This is a genomic window from Priestia sp. J2 (assembly GCF_020790095.1).
Taxonomy (GTDB): domain Bacteria; phylum Bacillota; class Bacilli; order Bacillales; family Bacillaceae_H; genus Priestia; species Priestia zanthoxyli.
In genome coordinates this window covers 2,529,963-2,544,269 of the sequence record NZ_CP086208.1, presented here as the reverse complement: position 1 = coordinate 2,544,269, position 14,307 = coordinate 2,529,963, and the positions used below count along the sequence as shown (strand labels likewise).

Here is a 14,307-nt window from a genome sequence, read left to right as displayed (position 1 = left end):
AGGGAAAAATAGAATAACATTTACACGTGTTTAGAATAGTATGTGCTAAGGGTGTGGAGAATGTGGAATGGAAAAGCGGCTTTGACAAAGAAAGGGAACTGATCTTTGCCATTCAACGAAATCTGGATGTAGTAACAGCTATATTATTATTAACTGGCCAAATAACAATTATAGGCGTATTTGTGACACCCGGAGCTTTTCGTGTTTCAGTAGGCGGACCTATTACAGGAACCAGCCGAATAGAAGGAAAAGACGGAGATGCAGGAATTAATATCATTATTGATATGATTGATGTGATTCTTGCGGCTTTGCTGCTTAATAACCAGATTAATGTGTCGGGCGCCTTTATTTCTTCTGGAAGGTTTACCATTAACGTAAGTGGACCTATTTTGGGCGTTCCTAAAACAGAACCTGCATTAAGTGAACTAAATCAATCCTCTCAGTTTTTCCATCTTACCGTATCAAAACATTTTTATGTAAATCCTGACTTAGTTGAAAAATTTACAAAGGACTGATTAAAATGTCATTAACGGATATACCTACAGTAAGGCCTTCAGAGACGAGTGTTTTTCTTATCGCGCTGCCGCTTATTATTTTTATTTTTTTCTTTACTCAGCCAAAAGCATCAGACATCAAATAATCATGTAGTATAATGGTGATTTTATCACTGCGTACAGAAGCGGCCTATTTTTCTGTTCGTATCATTACCTCTTCATTCATTAAGCCCCTAACGCTTTTCTTTTCTGTCATGTTTCATTAAAATGAACATAAACATATATGTAGAGAAAAGAATAATGTAGTGTTTTCTAACGTTATAAAATAGCTTACGATACGAAGAAAGCGTCTATAATAAAAGAAACGAAACTTTTGCGTGGTCAACTGACGATGCTTTTTATTTTTACAAACTGCAGTGAAGGCAGAAAGGAGAGAATTCGATGAGTTTGCGCGATCGGCTGCTGTATGTAGCGGAACATTATAAACAAATGGGTGGAGACGTACTTGTAAAACATGAAATAGAAAATATGCTTACACGCCGGCTTCCGATTTCTCTTTATCGATTGGAGCATATAAATCGAGAAGAAATGCGTATATCGGGCCACCACGTTGAAACATTTCCTTACGTGACCCTTGCCAATAAGAATATAGAGAGTGATGTGATAGTAGCATATTTATTCAGTGAAGACGGTCAGCGTATTTACTTAGCCATGATGAGAGGAGACTCAGAAGAAGGAACTGACCTGAAAGACATTCGTTTTTTTACTCCTGAACATGCCCGCTTATTGAAAGATAATCATATTGTCATTGGTACAAGCATGGAAGCGAAAAGCTTTGAGGATAGGGTAGCTCTTTATCTTCCTTACAATATAGCAGACTTACCTAACAATGATCAGCTTCAAGATGACTTGCATTTACTGCTGAGTATGCATGAACAGTATATAAAAACATACGGAATGAGCAAAGAGATGATTGGCGATAAAGACGCCATCGTCCACATTCATGAGTACATTAAGAAATCTGGATTTACATACGAACGACAAGATATAGCCAACGCCTACTTTGCTTTAAAGACCAAGCCTTTTATTGTTTTATCAGGAATGAGCGGGACAGGGAAAACAAAGCTTGCGCAGCTCTTGGCAGATAGTATCGGTTCCACGATTGAAAATGGCAGACAAGTGCTTATTCCAGTTCGGCCCGATTGGCACGATAGTTCAGATTTATTAGGGTATATTGATTTAAGAGGAGATTTTCGCAGAGGATCGTTTCTGTCGATTATGCAGCAAGCCATTCAGCATCCAGCTTACACATATGTTGCCATATTGGATGAAATGAACTTAGCTCGAGTTGAACATTATTTTAGCGATATTTTAAGCGTGATGGAAAGCAGAAGCTGGTCAAAAGGGAAAATCAAAACAGCTCCGTTATTTCCTGGACATAAGATGTTCCGAGATATTTATTTGCCATCTAACCTTCTCATTATCGGTACCATTAATATGGATGAAACAACTCATGGGTTTAGTCAAAAGTTGTTAGATCGTACCAACACCATTGAGCTGAATAAGATTCAGCTCGATTCTTTTGATTTTTTAGATGATAGAGATCCACCTCGGCACAGTATTGAAAATGTACAAATTCAAAGTCAATACGTTCACTTAAAAGATGCGTATGTTGAACATGCTGAGCTCATTCACGAAGTAACAAATGAACTGCTAACCGTCAACGAGATGCTTACAGAAGTCGATTTGCAAATAGGTTACCGCGTACGCGACGAAATATGCTTTTATCTAATTTACGCAGTGAAAAGCGGAGTGTTTACATTTGATCAGGCGTTTGATTTTCAGATATTGCAAAAAGTTTTGCCTCGTATTTCAGGAAGCGATGCTTACACATTTGACCTATTAAAAAATCTTTATTATTACTGTACAAATACGCTGCTCGATGATGAATTTGAGACAGCTGTTGTCAACGCAGACGGGATGAGATTTCCTAAAAGTGCACGCAAAATAATGGAGATGATGAGACGTTTTGAAGTATACGGATACACGTCATTTTGGATTAATACCGTACGTTGAAATTGAAACCGATACGTGTACGGTGGTTATAAAAGGAAAGAATAAGAAAAAAATAAATTCTGCAGAAGAAGTGATGTTTTTTTCTTGTACGGGAAAAGGAATCACACATGTAAAAGTACTAAATCAAACAAAAGGCATGATGACTTCCAAACCGCCGCTTGAGCCTTTATTTTTTGAAAATGAAACCTATCAAATTACAGTTGTTTCAAAAAATGAAACAAGTCTGTTTGTTAATCACGACTCAAAAGCAGTTGAACAAAGTTTTCAAACCGTAGGATTCCCCTACATTTTAACAGGAAATATAAGCTTTCAAAATGAGGTAGGGTATTCTACGTTTCATGTCTACAGTGAAATAGAAAAAGAGCTGTCTTTTACTCTTGAAATTTTCCCATCAAAGATGAGCTACAAGACAGATTATGTACGCATGGTTGATGAAGTGAACGGATACATTCATGATTTGGCATACGATATGCTCCGTAAAACGTATATTGAAGCAAAATCGGTTTGGTCTAAACAAGCAACATGGACGGAATTTTATCATGTGCTCTCTCACTATATGAAACCCTTTCTTCATTCTGTTCGTCAGATTGAGAATCAGCCGTTTCAATCGGTAAAAGTTGAACATCAGCTCATGAGAGGAGATCAAATAAAAAAACAAGATAGCCAGGCTATATCATTTGTCCGAACACACCCTACCTATCTTGCATCTTCAAGCAGAGGAATTAAAATTAATCGGCATATAAAAGTAGTACCCACAAAAGCAATTGGCACAAGACATGTAGCTACCTATGATAATTTGGAAAATCAAAGTGTTAAATGGATGATGACGCAGCTGTATCACAAGCTAACTACACTAATTGACAAATTGATAGAAGATAGATATGTAAAAAAAGAAGCGGTGTCGGCTCTAGAAACCAATCATACCGAATTAAAAAGGCTGCTAAACAATGTGTTCTGGCAAAGAGTGAAGACCATACAAGTTTCGACTCTTCCTTCTACACTCCGTACGGCACCCCGCTACCGGGAAGCAAGCAGATACTTTATGTTCTTAACGCGAGGGTTGGCTCTTAACGGAGAGTTTTACCACCTTTCATTAAAAGATATCGCAACTCTCTATGAATACTGGACGTATGTTAGTCTTTTAAAGAAGTTGCAAATTTACGGTAAACGAATAGAACAAAACATCATGACAACGACAGAACAAGGGTTGAATGTCAGGGTGCAGGCCTCTTACCATCGTTTTCAGGTGGGAAAAGCAGAAGTAACGCTATGGTATCAAAAAGAATACCATCATACTCATACTGTTATCCAAAAGCCAGACTTGCTGCTTGAAGTAAAGCAAGGGGAGAAAAAAAGTGTATATCTTTTTGACGCTAAGTATCGTATCAAACCAAATCACGATACGCCCTCTCCTAGAGAAGAAGATATTAATACCATGCACCGTTACCGAGACGCTATTGTAGAGGAAAATGGAATAAAACCGGTACAAACAGCGGTTGTGCTGTTTCCAGGGAAAGCAGAAGGCTATAAGCAGCATCATTTTTATAAAAGTATTGAACGCGTTGGAGTGGGTGCGCTGCCTTTTTTGCCGGGAGAGGAAGGGCTAGTAGAAGAATTTATTAAAACTATTTGTACGGAAGAACCAAATCTTTTCAGCGCTGATTAGGTAAATAGGTAGAACGTGAACAAGCCTTTTTTTTATGCGTTGACATAGTGTTAAGTTTTTTATGTTTTGATGACATTTCGAGATTTTAGTTGTATTTTCCTGTTGAATTTTCTAGAATAGTAGAGAATAAAACCGTATCGAAAAGAAGTCGTATCATGTGCAGAGAACGTATCAGGAGGACAACGAAGTGAAAAAGATTCTACTATTCACGTTAGTAGCGCTATTGGCAACTTTTTTTATTGACAGGGTATACAGCGAACGCAACCAAGCGCAACTTCAGCAAACCGTAATTAATGAAATTAAAAAAACAAATCAAAGTAAAGAAGAAGCTTCCATCCTTGATTTTAATGAATTATGTGATTTTAGATGGGATAAAGTATATGTTTTTGGACCGGAAATGACCCGCAGTGAGGTAAATGAAAAGCTGGGCTTCAATTGGTCTGAAGCAAAAGCAAAAGGTATTGGAAAAGATAAAAAAGATAACTTTATTGTTTTTGTGGAAAATGATCAAGTAACGCAATATTTAAAAATACCGGCGTCATATGGAGCTATTGTTCCTAAGACTTCTGTTGCAAATGAAAGCTAACGAACTTCTTCGTTAGCTTTTTTTATGCTTTCTTTTTTAAGGATGACGTTTTTTTCTCTGCTGTTGATTTTGTCGGCTGTAAAGTAGAAGGATCTATGCTCACCTTTAACATTTCCATTAAATGTCGAATATCTCGTTCTTCGCTTCCGCTTACTTTTGTAACTTCGCCTTGATTTATTTTTTGTTGAATGACGCTTTGTAAGGCATCTCGGTAGTTGTTTTTGTAAATAGATGGATTAAAAGAAGTAGATAGCTTATCAATTAATTCCACCGTCACTTGTGTATCACTTTCATTAACAGAAGAAGTAGTAGATAAGTTAGGCACATCTGTGACTGAACGAAGTTCTTCTTCAAAATGCATCGTGTGAAGAACGAGAGAGCCGCCCACGGAACGAATAATGGCGATTTGCTGTTTGGAATATAAAAATACATTGGCAATACCGACTTTATTCGTTATTTCAAGTGCATTTAATAACGTATAATAAGCTTTTAGGCTCGTTTCTTCAGGAGAAATATAGTAGGGCTTATCAAAAAACAGGGGATCAATGTCATCTAACGAAACAAAGTGCAACAATTCAACAGCTTTGTTTGCTGCAAAGGGCTCTTTGACACGATCAATTTCCTGTTGTGAAAGTACAACAAACTGACCGGTCGCGGTTTCGTATCCTTTAACCAGTTCATCGGATTCTACTTCTCGTCCACACGTTTGGCAATGTTTTTCTTGATGAATGGGTGTATGGCAAACGGAGTGCAGTGTGCGCAGCTTTACATCTTTTTCTTCAATTGCTCCGTGCAGTTTAATAGGGATGTCAATTAATCCAAAGCTGATTTTACCTTTCCAAGCAGTATGAAGCATAAATGTTCTCCTTTTACTCTTTTTTAGTAGTGTGCCGTAAAACAAATGAGATATCCAATTGTTTTGAAAAGGAAAACTTTCTAAAAAAACTATGTGCTAAATAAACAATTAAAGAGTTCCAATAAAGCTACAGAGACAACATCTGCAGCTTTATTGGAACTCAATAGGAACTATTTGCTGATTAGATTCATTTGTCTCATGTTTGGAAATCGTAATTTCAAGGATTTCGTTACTAAATGTAGCGGTAATCTTTTTATTCATCAATGGAAATGGAAAGTCGATTGTACGTTCAACGCTTTCTTCCATTTGTTCTCTTGCAAGCGTTCCTTGCTTTTCATCATGAAATTCTCTAAGGCAGTATTTTTTGGCTGTGAGCTGTAAGTGGTCAGCTTGTATCTGAACGATAATATCCTTAGGGTGATACCCTAATAATTCAGCTTCGACAATAAATGATTGTTCTGTTTCAAATAAATCTATACGAACGGAATCATAATCTAAATAACTCATAAAGGGATTTGAAAGCATGACTTCTAACAACTCTTGAAAGCCTTTTACAAACATTTGGTCTGCTGGCAGACGCTTGTTTTTCATTTCTACGTTCCTCCATTATTTAAACTGTTTCACTTTACTATCATATGCGCGTTTATGTACTTAGTGAACTCCTGTGCAAAGAATAAGCTTGAAGTACTAGCTGCCTTTTCTATGCATAAAAAAGCAAGCTCTGTAGAGAGCTTGCCGCTGTTTTACATATCATGTCCGCTATTGTGTTTTTGGCGAGAATGCTTACGGTTCTTTACTTTATGAGATCCGCTTAGCGGTTCGGGCTGTCCAGAATTGCTTTTTGGCGCATTTCTTCTGATGTCTTTGCTGCTGTTTTTGTTCATAGTTAAACCCTCCCTTTCATTTATTAGGGTGGGATAGTGACAGGGGATTTATCCGATGAAAAATTCCCCTTTCTAAAAATAGGTTTAGCAAAAACAGGAAATGGGAACAGAAAAAAAGCGCCATATATAATGACGCCTTCTCGTTAGATTTCATGGAGTTAAACGATTTTGCTTTTCTAACTAGTGATTAGTATATCCAATAAGAGAGTGTTTTATTGATTTTTTTTGCGTTTTTTATTATTTTGTTTCTGTTGTTCGGTTAATGGTTCATTTGAAAATTCTTCATTATAACCCGCTCCTTTTCCTTGAGCGCTAGCCGCGTTAGCTCCAGGAATGACGTGGTTTGACTTGCGTTTAGCCATGTTGAATCACCTCCGTTTCTAGCATGCGTAAAAATCAATGAAATATGAATTATTAGAAAAATAAAAGGCAGATGGAAAAAGGTTATAAGTGAAACTTATGTTAATTAATAACATTCTTTTTATTTACTTATGTATAATATTATATTAAGATAGATGGTGAAGGGAATAGAGGATGGGGTAAGTAAATCCTTTATACATAGAATTTTAAGGGGGTAAAAGCAATGACTAAAAAAGACGTTTTTAACGCTCGTTCGTCATTCGATCTTAATGGCAGCACATATAATTATTACCGCTTACAAGCTTTAGAGGAAGCAGGTTTAGGTAACGTATCTAAGCTGCCGTATTCAATTAAAGTATTATTAGAATCTGTTCTTCGTCAGGTAGATGGCCGTGTTATTACAAAAGAACACGTCGAAAACCTTGCAAAATGGGGAACAAAAGATATCAAAGATATCGATGTTCCTTTCAAACCATCTCGTGTTATTCTTCAAGATTTCACTGGAGTTCCAGCGGTTGTAGACTTAGCGTCACTTCGTAAAGCAATGGCTGATTTAGGAGGAGATCCTGACAAAATCAATCCAGAAATTCCAGTAGACCTCGTTGTCGACCACTCCGTACAAGTTGATAAAGCAGGTACAGCTGACTCATTACGAATTAATATGGACCTTGAGTTTCAACGTAATACAGAGCGCTATAATTTCTTAAGCTGGGCTCAAAAATCATTTAATAACTATCGTGCAGTTCCGCCAGCTACTGGTATCGTGCATCAAGTAAATTTAGAATATTTAGCAAACGTTGTTCATGCTGTTGAAGAAGATGGCGAATTCGTAGCTTTCCCTGATTCTCTAGTAGGTACTGACTCTCATACAACGATGATTAATGGTATCGGTGTTTTAGGATGGGGTGTTGGCGGTATTGAAGCGGAAGCAGGCATGCTTGGTCAACCTTCTTATTTCCCAGTTCCTGAAGTAATCGGTGTTAAACTTGTTGGTGAATTACCAAACGGTACTACAGCTACAGACTTAGCGTTAAAAGTTACGCAAGTGCTTCGTCAAAAAGGAGTAGTCGGAAAATTCGTTGAATTCTTCGGTCCTGGCGTAGCTGAACTTCCATTAGCTGACCGTGCAACAATTGCTAATATGGCTCCTGAATACGGTGCAACATGCGGGTTCTTCCCAGTTGACGCAGAGGCATTAGCATACATGCGTTTAACAGGAAGAGATGAAAAAGACATTCAGGTTGTCGAACAATATACAAAAGCAAACGGTTTATTCTTTACACCAGAAAATGAAGATCCAATTTTCACTGATGTTGTTGAGATTAATCTTGCTGAGATTGAAGCAAATCTTTCAGGTCCAAAGCGTCCGCAAGATTTAATTCCACTTTCTCAAATGCAAACAGAATTCAAGAAAGCTTTAACAGCTCCTGTTAGCAATCAAAGCTTCGGACTTGATGCTAAAGACGTGGATAAAGAAGTTACGTTTAAGCTTGCAGACGGTTCAGAAACAACAATGAAAACAGGTGCCATCGCTATTGCGGCTATCACAAGCTGTACGAACACATCAAATCCTTACGTATTGGTAGCAGCTGGTTTAGTTGCGAAAAAAGCGGTAGAAAAAGGATTGGATGTTCCAGCTTACGTGAAAACTTCTTTAGCACCAGGTTCAAAAGTAGTAACGGCTTACCTTCAAAATTCAGGATTGCTTCCATACTTAGATAAAATCGGCTTTAACATCGTAGGCTATGGCTGTACGACTTGTATCGGTAACTCTGGTCCACTTGAAGCTGAAATTGAAGCAGCGATTGCAGACAGCGACTTGCTTGTAACGTCTGTTCTTTCAGGAAACCGTAACTTTGAAGGACGTATTCACCAATTAGTAAAGGGTAACTACCTTGCTTCTCCACCGCTTGTTGTAGCATATGCACTGGCTGGAACGGTAGATGTAGATTTACAAAAAGATCCAATCGGCATTGATACAGACGGCAATGAAGTATTCTTTAGCGACATCTGGCCTTCTCAAGATGAAATTAAAGAAGTTGTTAGCCGTACCGTAACGCCTGAATTATTCCGTAACGAGTATGAGCGTGTATTCGATGATAACGAGCGCTGGAATGAAATTAAAACGAGCGAAGATGCTCTTTATACGTGGGAGAATGATTCAACATACATTCAAAATCCACCGTTCTTTGAAGGCTTATCAGAAGAGCCAGGTGAAGTAGAACCGTTAAATGATCTTCGCGTAGTAGCGAAATTTGGTGACTCAGTGACAACGGATCACATTTCACCAGCGGGTTCAATTGCAAAAACATCACCTGCAGGTCTTTACCTTCAAGAAAACGGTGTAGAACCAAAAGACTTTAACTCATACGGTTCTCGTCGTGGTAACCATGAAGTGATGATGCGCGGTACGTTTGCAAACATCCGCATTAAAAACCAAGTAGCTCCTGGTACAGAAGGCGGCTGGACAACGTACTGGCCAACAAATGACGTAATGAGCATTTATGATGCTTGTATGAAATACAAAGAGCAAGGTACAGGTCTTGTTGTACTTGCAGGTAAAGATTACGGCATGGGAAGTTCTCGTGACTGGGCAGCAAAAGGCACAAATCTTTTAGGTATTAAAACAGTAATCGCTGAAAGCTTTGAGCGTATTCACCGTTCAAACCTAGTATTAATGGGTGTTTTACCTCTTCAATTTAAAGATGGTGAAAGCGCGGATACATTAGGTTTAACTGGAAAAGAAACAATTGCAGTAGCAGTTGATGAAACAGTAAAACCACGTGATCTTGTAAAAGTAACAGCAACTGATGAAGCTGGAAACAAAAAAGAATTTGAAGTACTGGTTCGTTTCGATAGTGAAGTTGAAATTGATTACTATCGTCACGGTGGTATCCTTCAAATGGTGCTTCGTGATAAATTACAGTCTAAAACACATGCGTAAGGTATAAAGAAAAAGAGCGGTTCTCGTGAGCCGCTCTTTTTTTATGCAAACGCACCGTTTTCTACAAAAAGTGAGAGGGAAATATGCTATATTATAAAAGAAAATGCCCGATAAAAGGATTATTTTAGTAGATATTGCACATATCTATTAGTACATAGATTATCACTTTTTAGAAGAAATAAAGGAGCCGATCATATGGTTAAAAAAATAATTGCGGTCTTGCTTCTAGTAGGCTTTCTTAGCTACGCACTTTGGGAAGGGCTTTCTCCAAATGAAGCATCCGATAATTCTAACTTAAGCGAATACAAGGATTTAAATATTAAAAAAGGCGATAGTGCTCGTCAGGCTTCTGGTCAAGCTTATGGGTTAGAACCAAAAGATACAGCACCTCCGTTTACACTTTCAGATACGAACGGAAAAACTGTTCAATTATCGGACTTTAAAGGAAAAAAAGTTATTTTAAATTTTTGGGCCACATGGTGTCCGCCGTGTCAAAAAGAAATGCCCGATATGCAAGCATTTTATAAGAAATATGGAAACGACGTACAGCTGCTTGCGGTTAATTTAACTTCATCAGAAGGTAGTAAACAGGCAGTATCTAAGTTTCTGAGAGAAAAACAGTTTACGTTTCATGTATTATTGGACGACCAAGATACTGTGGGAAGTAAAAAATACCGGGTGTCCACCATTCCGACATCTTACTTTATAGATGAAGAAGGGAAAATTGTTCAGCGAGTGAATGGTCCAATGACGCTTAAACAAATGGAAAACTTTGCTCAACAAGCAGCGAATTAACTTCGCTGCTTGTTTTATTAAAAATGAAACTTATTTACTTTACCATCGTATATATAGATAAGTCAGTAAATATGTCAAACTTTCTTACAACTTTTCAAAAAGTATGTTTACTTATCTGACAAATTGGTTACAATATAGATAGTTATACGATATCAGTTTATTTTGATTTTTCAGATTTTTCATAAAAATTACATAAAGTAGGTGTTGGAATCATGAGAAAATTACGCAAACGTTCATTTGAAGAGTTAGTGCAAGAAAATAAAACGCAGCTGTTAAAAGATCAGTCAGAAATTGAACGCATTGAATTGGAAATTGAAAAGCGGTTAGAAGATCGTATGCTTGAAAGAGCTGAATAACTTTAAAGTAAGTTGGTTAGAGTAACGGTGAGGAGGGGATAAGCATGGGAAATCCTAAAAAACAAAGCAAAAGTTTTGTTCCGAATCACATCGGCACTCAACCGAGAGAAGCTGGTGGAAATAACGGAAAACAAATGCAAGATACATCCGGCAAGCATCCTCAAGTTATTCAAACCAAAGGTGAATGAATAAAAAGTCGCTGAATTCAGCGACTTTTTATTATTTGAATTCTACTGTGAATAAATAAACGTAAGGGTTGCTCGAAATAAGCTCTTTAACAACTTCTCCGTCATCGGTTGAAAGCGGAGCAACTCGTATGCCACTGCCATCGTCACCAAATAAAGCAGCAACTGGATATGGTTTATTCATTTTCACTTTTTGTTTTTTCTCTAATCCAGTAAAGGAATAGCCGTTCATTTTCTTTGGCTTTTCCGCTTCTATCCCTAGGTTTGTATCGTTGCTTCCCACATTAAACATTACTTTGTGAGTATCATCATCGATTTTATATGTAATAGCAAACATGTCAAATTCTTTTGAAACAGTCAACCCTCCTGAGAATAAAGGTTGTTTGGCTTTTCCCTTTTCATAATAAGTAGCTTTTACATAAGCTTCTTTTGCTCCATTAGGAGCTTTAACATCGTATGCCATGATATTACTTTTGTAGTCTAAGTTTGTCACGGCTAACATTTTTTCTTCATGTTTTGAGTAATGGTGAGGCTTGATAGAGGCACTTATTGTCAATTTGGATGCCAATGAAGTTTGCGACATAAAAAATACGGCAAGCACTGCAATAAAGATGACGCTTAGTAATGTTATCATTCGTTTGGTCATAGCGATTCCCCCTTTGTATGTATATATTACCATATTATGTATGTTTTATATATACATTTTAACTTAATTATAATTATATTATGTAAACTAAAATCATTTTTTTCCACTTATAGAGATGAACAAATCCGGCATACTACAATTGTAACAAAGTTATTTTGAGGAGGAAGATACAATGGCATGGAATAAACCGAATCCAGACGATCGCAGTGATAACGTTGAAAAATTACAAACAATGGTACAAAATACAATGAAAAACATTGAAGAAGCAGAAGAAGCTGCTGCATGCAGCACTGAAGAAGAACGTCAGCGCATTCAGCAAAAAAATCACAATCGCGAAGTAAGCATTGAAGCAATGCGCAGCGAAATAAAAGATGAATCAGAAGCTCGTCAAAATGGTTACGAAGGTACGATTTAATAAGTAAAACAGCGACAATAAGCAGCTAAAAATAAACGGTTTTAGCTGCTTTCTTTCTATATTTTTTTAGTAAGGTGAATAATAATATAAACTAGCGAAGAGGTTTATGTAGGTGAAAAAGCACGTGAAAAAGAAAATAGTAAGGATTTTGGTCAGTTTACTTGTCGTTTTGATTATTGTGGGCTCTTATCACACGCATAAGCCCTTGCCTAAAGGAGTTTCATACGAAAGTAAGCCTCACAAAGTAGAAGATGTATTTCTTTTATCGGACCTAACGTATCAAGACCAACAGACGTCGGTTTCCGAACAACATATTTTTCAAGCAGTTACGAATGCGATTGATGACGCAAAAGCTTTTATTATTATGGATATGTTTCTATTTAATGGCTACTATAACCAAGGTGAAACGTTTCCTCACCTTAGTGATACACTTGCAAGTAAGCTGATTGAAAAGAAACGAAAACATCCTACTATCGAAATCGTCTTTATTACAGATGAAATCAATACAACCTACGGCTCACATGATTCAAAGTGGTTAGATTCACTGCGGCTAAACGGAATCAAAGTGGTGCAAACCAATTTATCTAAGCTCAGAGACTCCATTCCACTATATTCTTCAGTGTGGAGAACTTTTGTTCAGTGGTTTGGTGAAAAAGGAACTGGATGGATCACGAATCCTTTCGGAAATAATGCGCCTAACGTGACGGCCCGTGCTTATTTTAAGTTGTTAAATGTAAAAGCTAATCACAGAAAAGTAGTAGCAACCGATCAAAGCGTTATTATCTCCTCTGCCAATCCTCATGATGCAAGCTTTTATAATTCCAACATGGCCTTTGAAGTAAAAGGGAATATCATTGGAGATGTTGTAAAAAGCGAACAAGCCGTGTCTGATTTTTCTTACGGAGGAGATTTACCTCGGTATAAGAAGAAAGAAAAAGAAAAGGGAGACCTCTATGTTCAGCTGTTAACAGAAGGCAAAATTTATAAGCACGTATTACATGATTTACGTCATGCTAAAAAAGGCGACGATGTGTGGCTTGGCATGTTTTATCTTGGAGATCGAGCCGTAATAAAGGCGCTTTTGAAAGCTTCCGAACAAGGGGCAAACGTACGATTAATTTTAGACCCTAATGAAAATGCGTTCGGAAGAAAAAAGTTCGGACTGCCTAACCGTCCAGTCGCAGCAGAACTTGTGAAAAAATCTAAAGGCGATATTAAAGTTCGCTGGTATCATACGGGAAAAGAGCAGTATCATCCCAAAACTTTATTTATTCGAAACAAAAGAAAGGCAATGATTATTGCAGGAGCAGCAAATTTCACAAAACGAAATTTGGATGATTTGAACTTAGAAACGGATATTAAAGTATCAGGACCTCCTAACAAAAAGGTTATGACGGAACTAAACGCTTATTTTGACCGCCTATGGACAAATAAAGACTACACATACACACTTCCTTATAAAAGGTATGAAAATAAGATGACGAGGCTGGAAACACTGATATATCGTATTCAAGATGCGCTTAGTCTTACAACATATTGAGTAATAACCAAACTAGTAGGAGTATATTCTCCTTATATGGTAAGATAAAACAGGAACAGTGCAAGAGGAGGTAGAATCATGCTAGTATCGAAGAAAGAAATCGAAGTGCGCTATGCAGAAACCGATCAGATGGGCGTTGTGTATCATGCTAACTATTTAGTATGGATGGAAATAGGCCGAACACAGTTTATCAGTGATTTAGGTTTTAGCTATGCACAAATGGAAAGAGACGGTGTGCTGTCGCCAGTTATTGATATACAGGCATCATATAAAAAGCCGCTTCATTATGGCGAGACAGCTGTGGTACATACTTGGGTTGAGAACTATGACGGTCTACGCGTTGTGTACGGATACGAAATTTTTAATTCAGATGAAGAACTTGCGTTAACAGGAACATCGTCACACGTATGTGTAAAAAAAGAAAACTTTAAGCCTATTTCGATTCGCCGTAATTATCCGGAATGGCATAAAGCCTATGAAGACGCCAAAAAGCAGGGTTAAGCG

At 37.4% G+C, this 14,307-nt stretch carries 16 protein-coding genes; 11 read left to right on the top strand and 5 right to left on the bottom strand.

Translation table 11 applies throughout. The annotated features are described in order from the left end of the window. The first annotated feature begins 26 nt into the window (after positions 1–26). The 4 genes from LJY09_RS12775 to LJY09_RS12760 all read left to right on the top strand — a co-directional run bounded on the left by LJY09_RS12775 (position 27) and on the right by LJY09_RS12760 (position 4,822). Entirely contained in the window at positions 27–515 is a 489-nt protein-coding gene (locus LJY09_RS12775; protein ID WP_228307217.1) for a hypothetical protein, read from the top strand. Between the two features lie 420 nt (positions 516–935). After that, positions 936–2,570 (top strand): MrcB family domain-containing protein, encoded by a 1,635-nt coding sequence (locus LJY09_RS12770; RefSeq protein ID WP_154972969.1) that lies wholly within the window; start codon positions 936–938, stop codon positions 2,568–2,570. Continuing rightward, positions 2,524–4,236, top strand: a complete 1,713-nt coding sequence (locus tag LJY09_RS12765) for a DUF2357 domain-containing protein (RefSeq protein ID WP_154972968.1) — start codon at positions 2,524–2,526, stop codon at positions 4,234–4,236. The genes LJY09_RS12770 and LJY09_RS12765 overlap by 47 nt, the downstream gene beginning before the upstream one ends. Before the next feature lie 187 nt (positions 4,237–4,423). Beyond that, a complete protein-coding gene (locus tag LJY09_RS12760) occupies positions 4,424–4,822 on the top strand; it encodes a hypothetical protein (protein WP_098999385.1) in 399 nt (132 codons plus the stop codon). A 22-nt stretch (positions 4,823–4,844) separates the two neighbouring features. Here the strand turns inward: LJY09_RS12760 and LJY09_RS12755 are convergent, their stop codons facing one another. The 4 genes from LJY09_RS12755 to sspO form a co-directional block, all read right to left on the bottom strand. Next, a complete protein-coding gene (locus LJY09_RS12755) occupies positions 4,845–5,678 on the bottom strand; it encodes a non-homologous end joining protein Ku (protein WP_028413156.1) in 834 nt (277 codons plus the stop codon). 150 nt (positions 5,679–5,828) lie between these two features. Beyond that, complete coding sequence (locus LJY09_RS12750; protein ID WP_028413157.1) at positions 5,829–6,269, bottom strand: Hsp20/alpha crystallin family protein; 441 nt, start codon at positions 6,267–6,269, stop codon at positions 5,829–5,831. Positions 6,270–6,421: 152 nt separating this feature from the next. Continuing rightward, positions 6,422–6,562 (bottom strand): small acid-soluble spore protein P, encoded by a 141-nt coding sequence (locus LJY09_RS12745; protein WP_013057256.1) that lies wholly within the window; start codon positions 6,560–6,562, stop codon positions 6,422–6,424. 212 nt (positions 6,563–6,774) lie between these two features. Beyond that, positions 6,775–6,924, bottom strand: coding sequence for a small acid-soluble spore protein SspO (gene sspO / locus LJY09_RS12740; RefSeq protein ID WP_013083371.1), 150 nt, complete (start codon positions 6,922–6,924; stop codon positions 6,775–6,777). A gap of 221 nt (positions 6,925–7,145) precedes the next feature. Here sspO and acnA point away from each other — a divergent pair, with 221 nt between their 5' ends. From acnA to LJY09_RS12720, 4 genes are all read left to right on the top strand, one after another. Then, complete coding sequence (gene acnA / locus LJY09_RS12735; protein WP_033579123.1) at positions 7,146–9,866, top strand: aconitate hydratase AcnA; 2,721 nt, start codon at positions 7,146–7,148, stop codon at positions 9,864–9,866. Positions 9,867–10,061: 195 nt separating this feature from the next. Beyond that, positions 10,062–10,661 (top strand): TlpA disulfide reductase family protein, encoded by a 600-nt coding sequence (locus tag LJY09_RS12730; protein ID WP_049164862.1) that lies wholly within the window; start codon positions 10,062–10,064, stop codon positions 10,659–10,661. 212 nt (positions 10,662–10,873) lie between these two features. Further along, the gene (locus LJY09_RS12725; RefSeq protein WP_014459884.1) at positions 10,874–11,017 is read left to right on the top strand and encodes an FbpB family small basic protein; all 144 of its coding nucleotides are present in this window, start codon (positions 10,874–10,876) and stop codon (positions 11,015–11,017) included. Between the two features lie 44 nt (positions 11,018–11,061). After that, entirely contained in the window at positions 11,062–11,205 is a 144-nt protein-coding gene (locus LJY09_RS12720) for an acid-soluble spore protein N (protein WP_014459885.1), read from the top strand. Positions 11,206–11,236: 31 nt separating this feature from the next. On the opposite strand, the gene LJY09_RS12715 is transcribed toward LJY09_RS12720, so the two are convergent. After that, positions 11,237–11,848 carry a hypothetical protein gene (locus LJY09_RS12715; protein ID WP_034266493.1) on the bottom strand — a complete coding sequence of 204 codons (612 nt, stop codon included), beginning with the start codon at positions 11,846–11,848 and terminating at the stop codon, positions 11,237–11,239. A gap of 172 nt (positions 11,849–12,020) precedes the next feature. On the opposite strand from LJY09_RS12715, the gene tlp reads away from it, so the two are divergent. From tlp to LJY09_RS12700, 3 genes are all read left to right on the top strand, one after another. Further along, complete coding sequence (tlp, locus tag LJY09_RS12710) at positions 12,021–12,263, top strand: small acid-soluble spore protein Tlp (RefSeq protein WP_013057249.1); 243 nt, start codon at positions 12,021–12,023, stop codon at positions 12,261–12,263. Between the two features lie 112 nt (positions 12,264–12,375). Then, positions 12,376–13,803 carry a phospholipase D family protein gene (locus LJY09_RS12705; RefSeq protein ID WP_416339298.1) on the top strand — a complete coding sequence of 476 codons (1,428 nt, stop codon included), beginning with the start codon at positions 12,376–12,378 and terminating at the stop codon, positions 13,801–13,803. Between the two features lie 78 nt (positions 13,804–13,881). Beyond that, the gene (locus tag LJY09_RS12700; protein ID WP_048019239.1) at positions 13,882–14,304 is read left to right on the top strand and encodes an acyl-CoA thioesterase; all 423 of its coding nucleotides are present in this window, start codon (positions 13,882–13,884) and stop codon (positions 14,302–14,304) included. Positions 14,305–14,307: the final 3 nt, after the last annotated feature.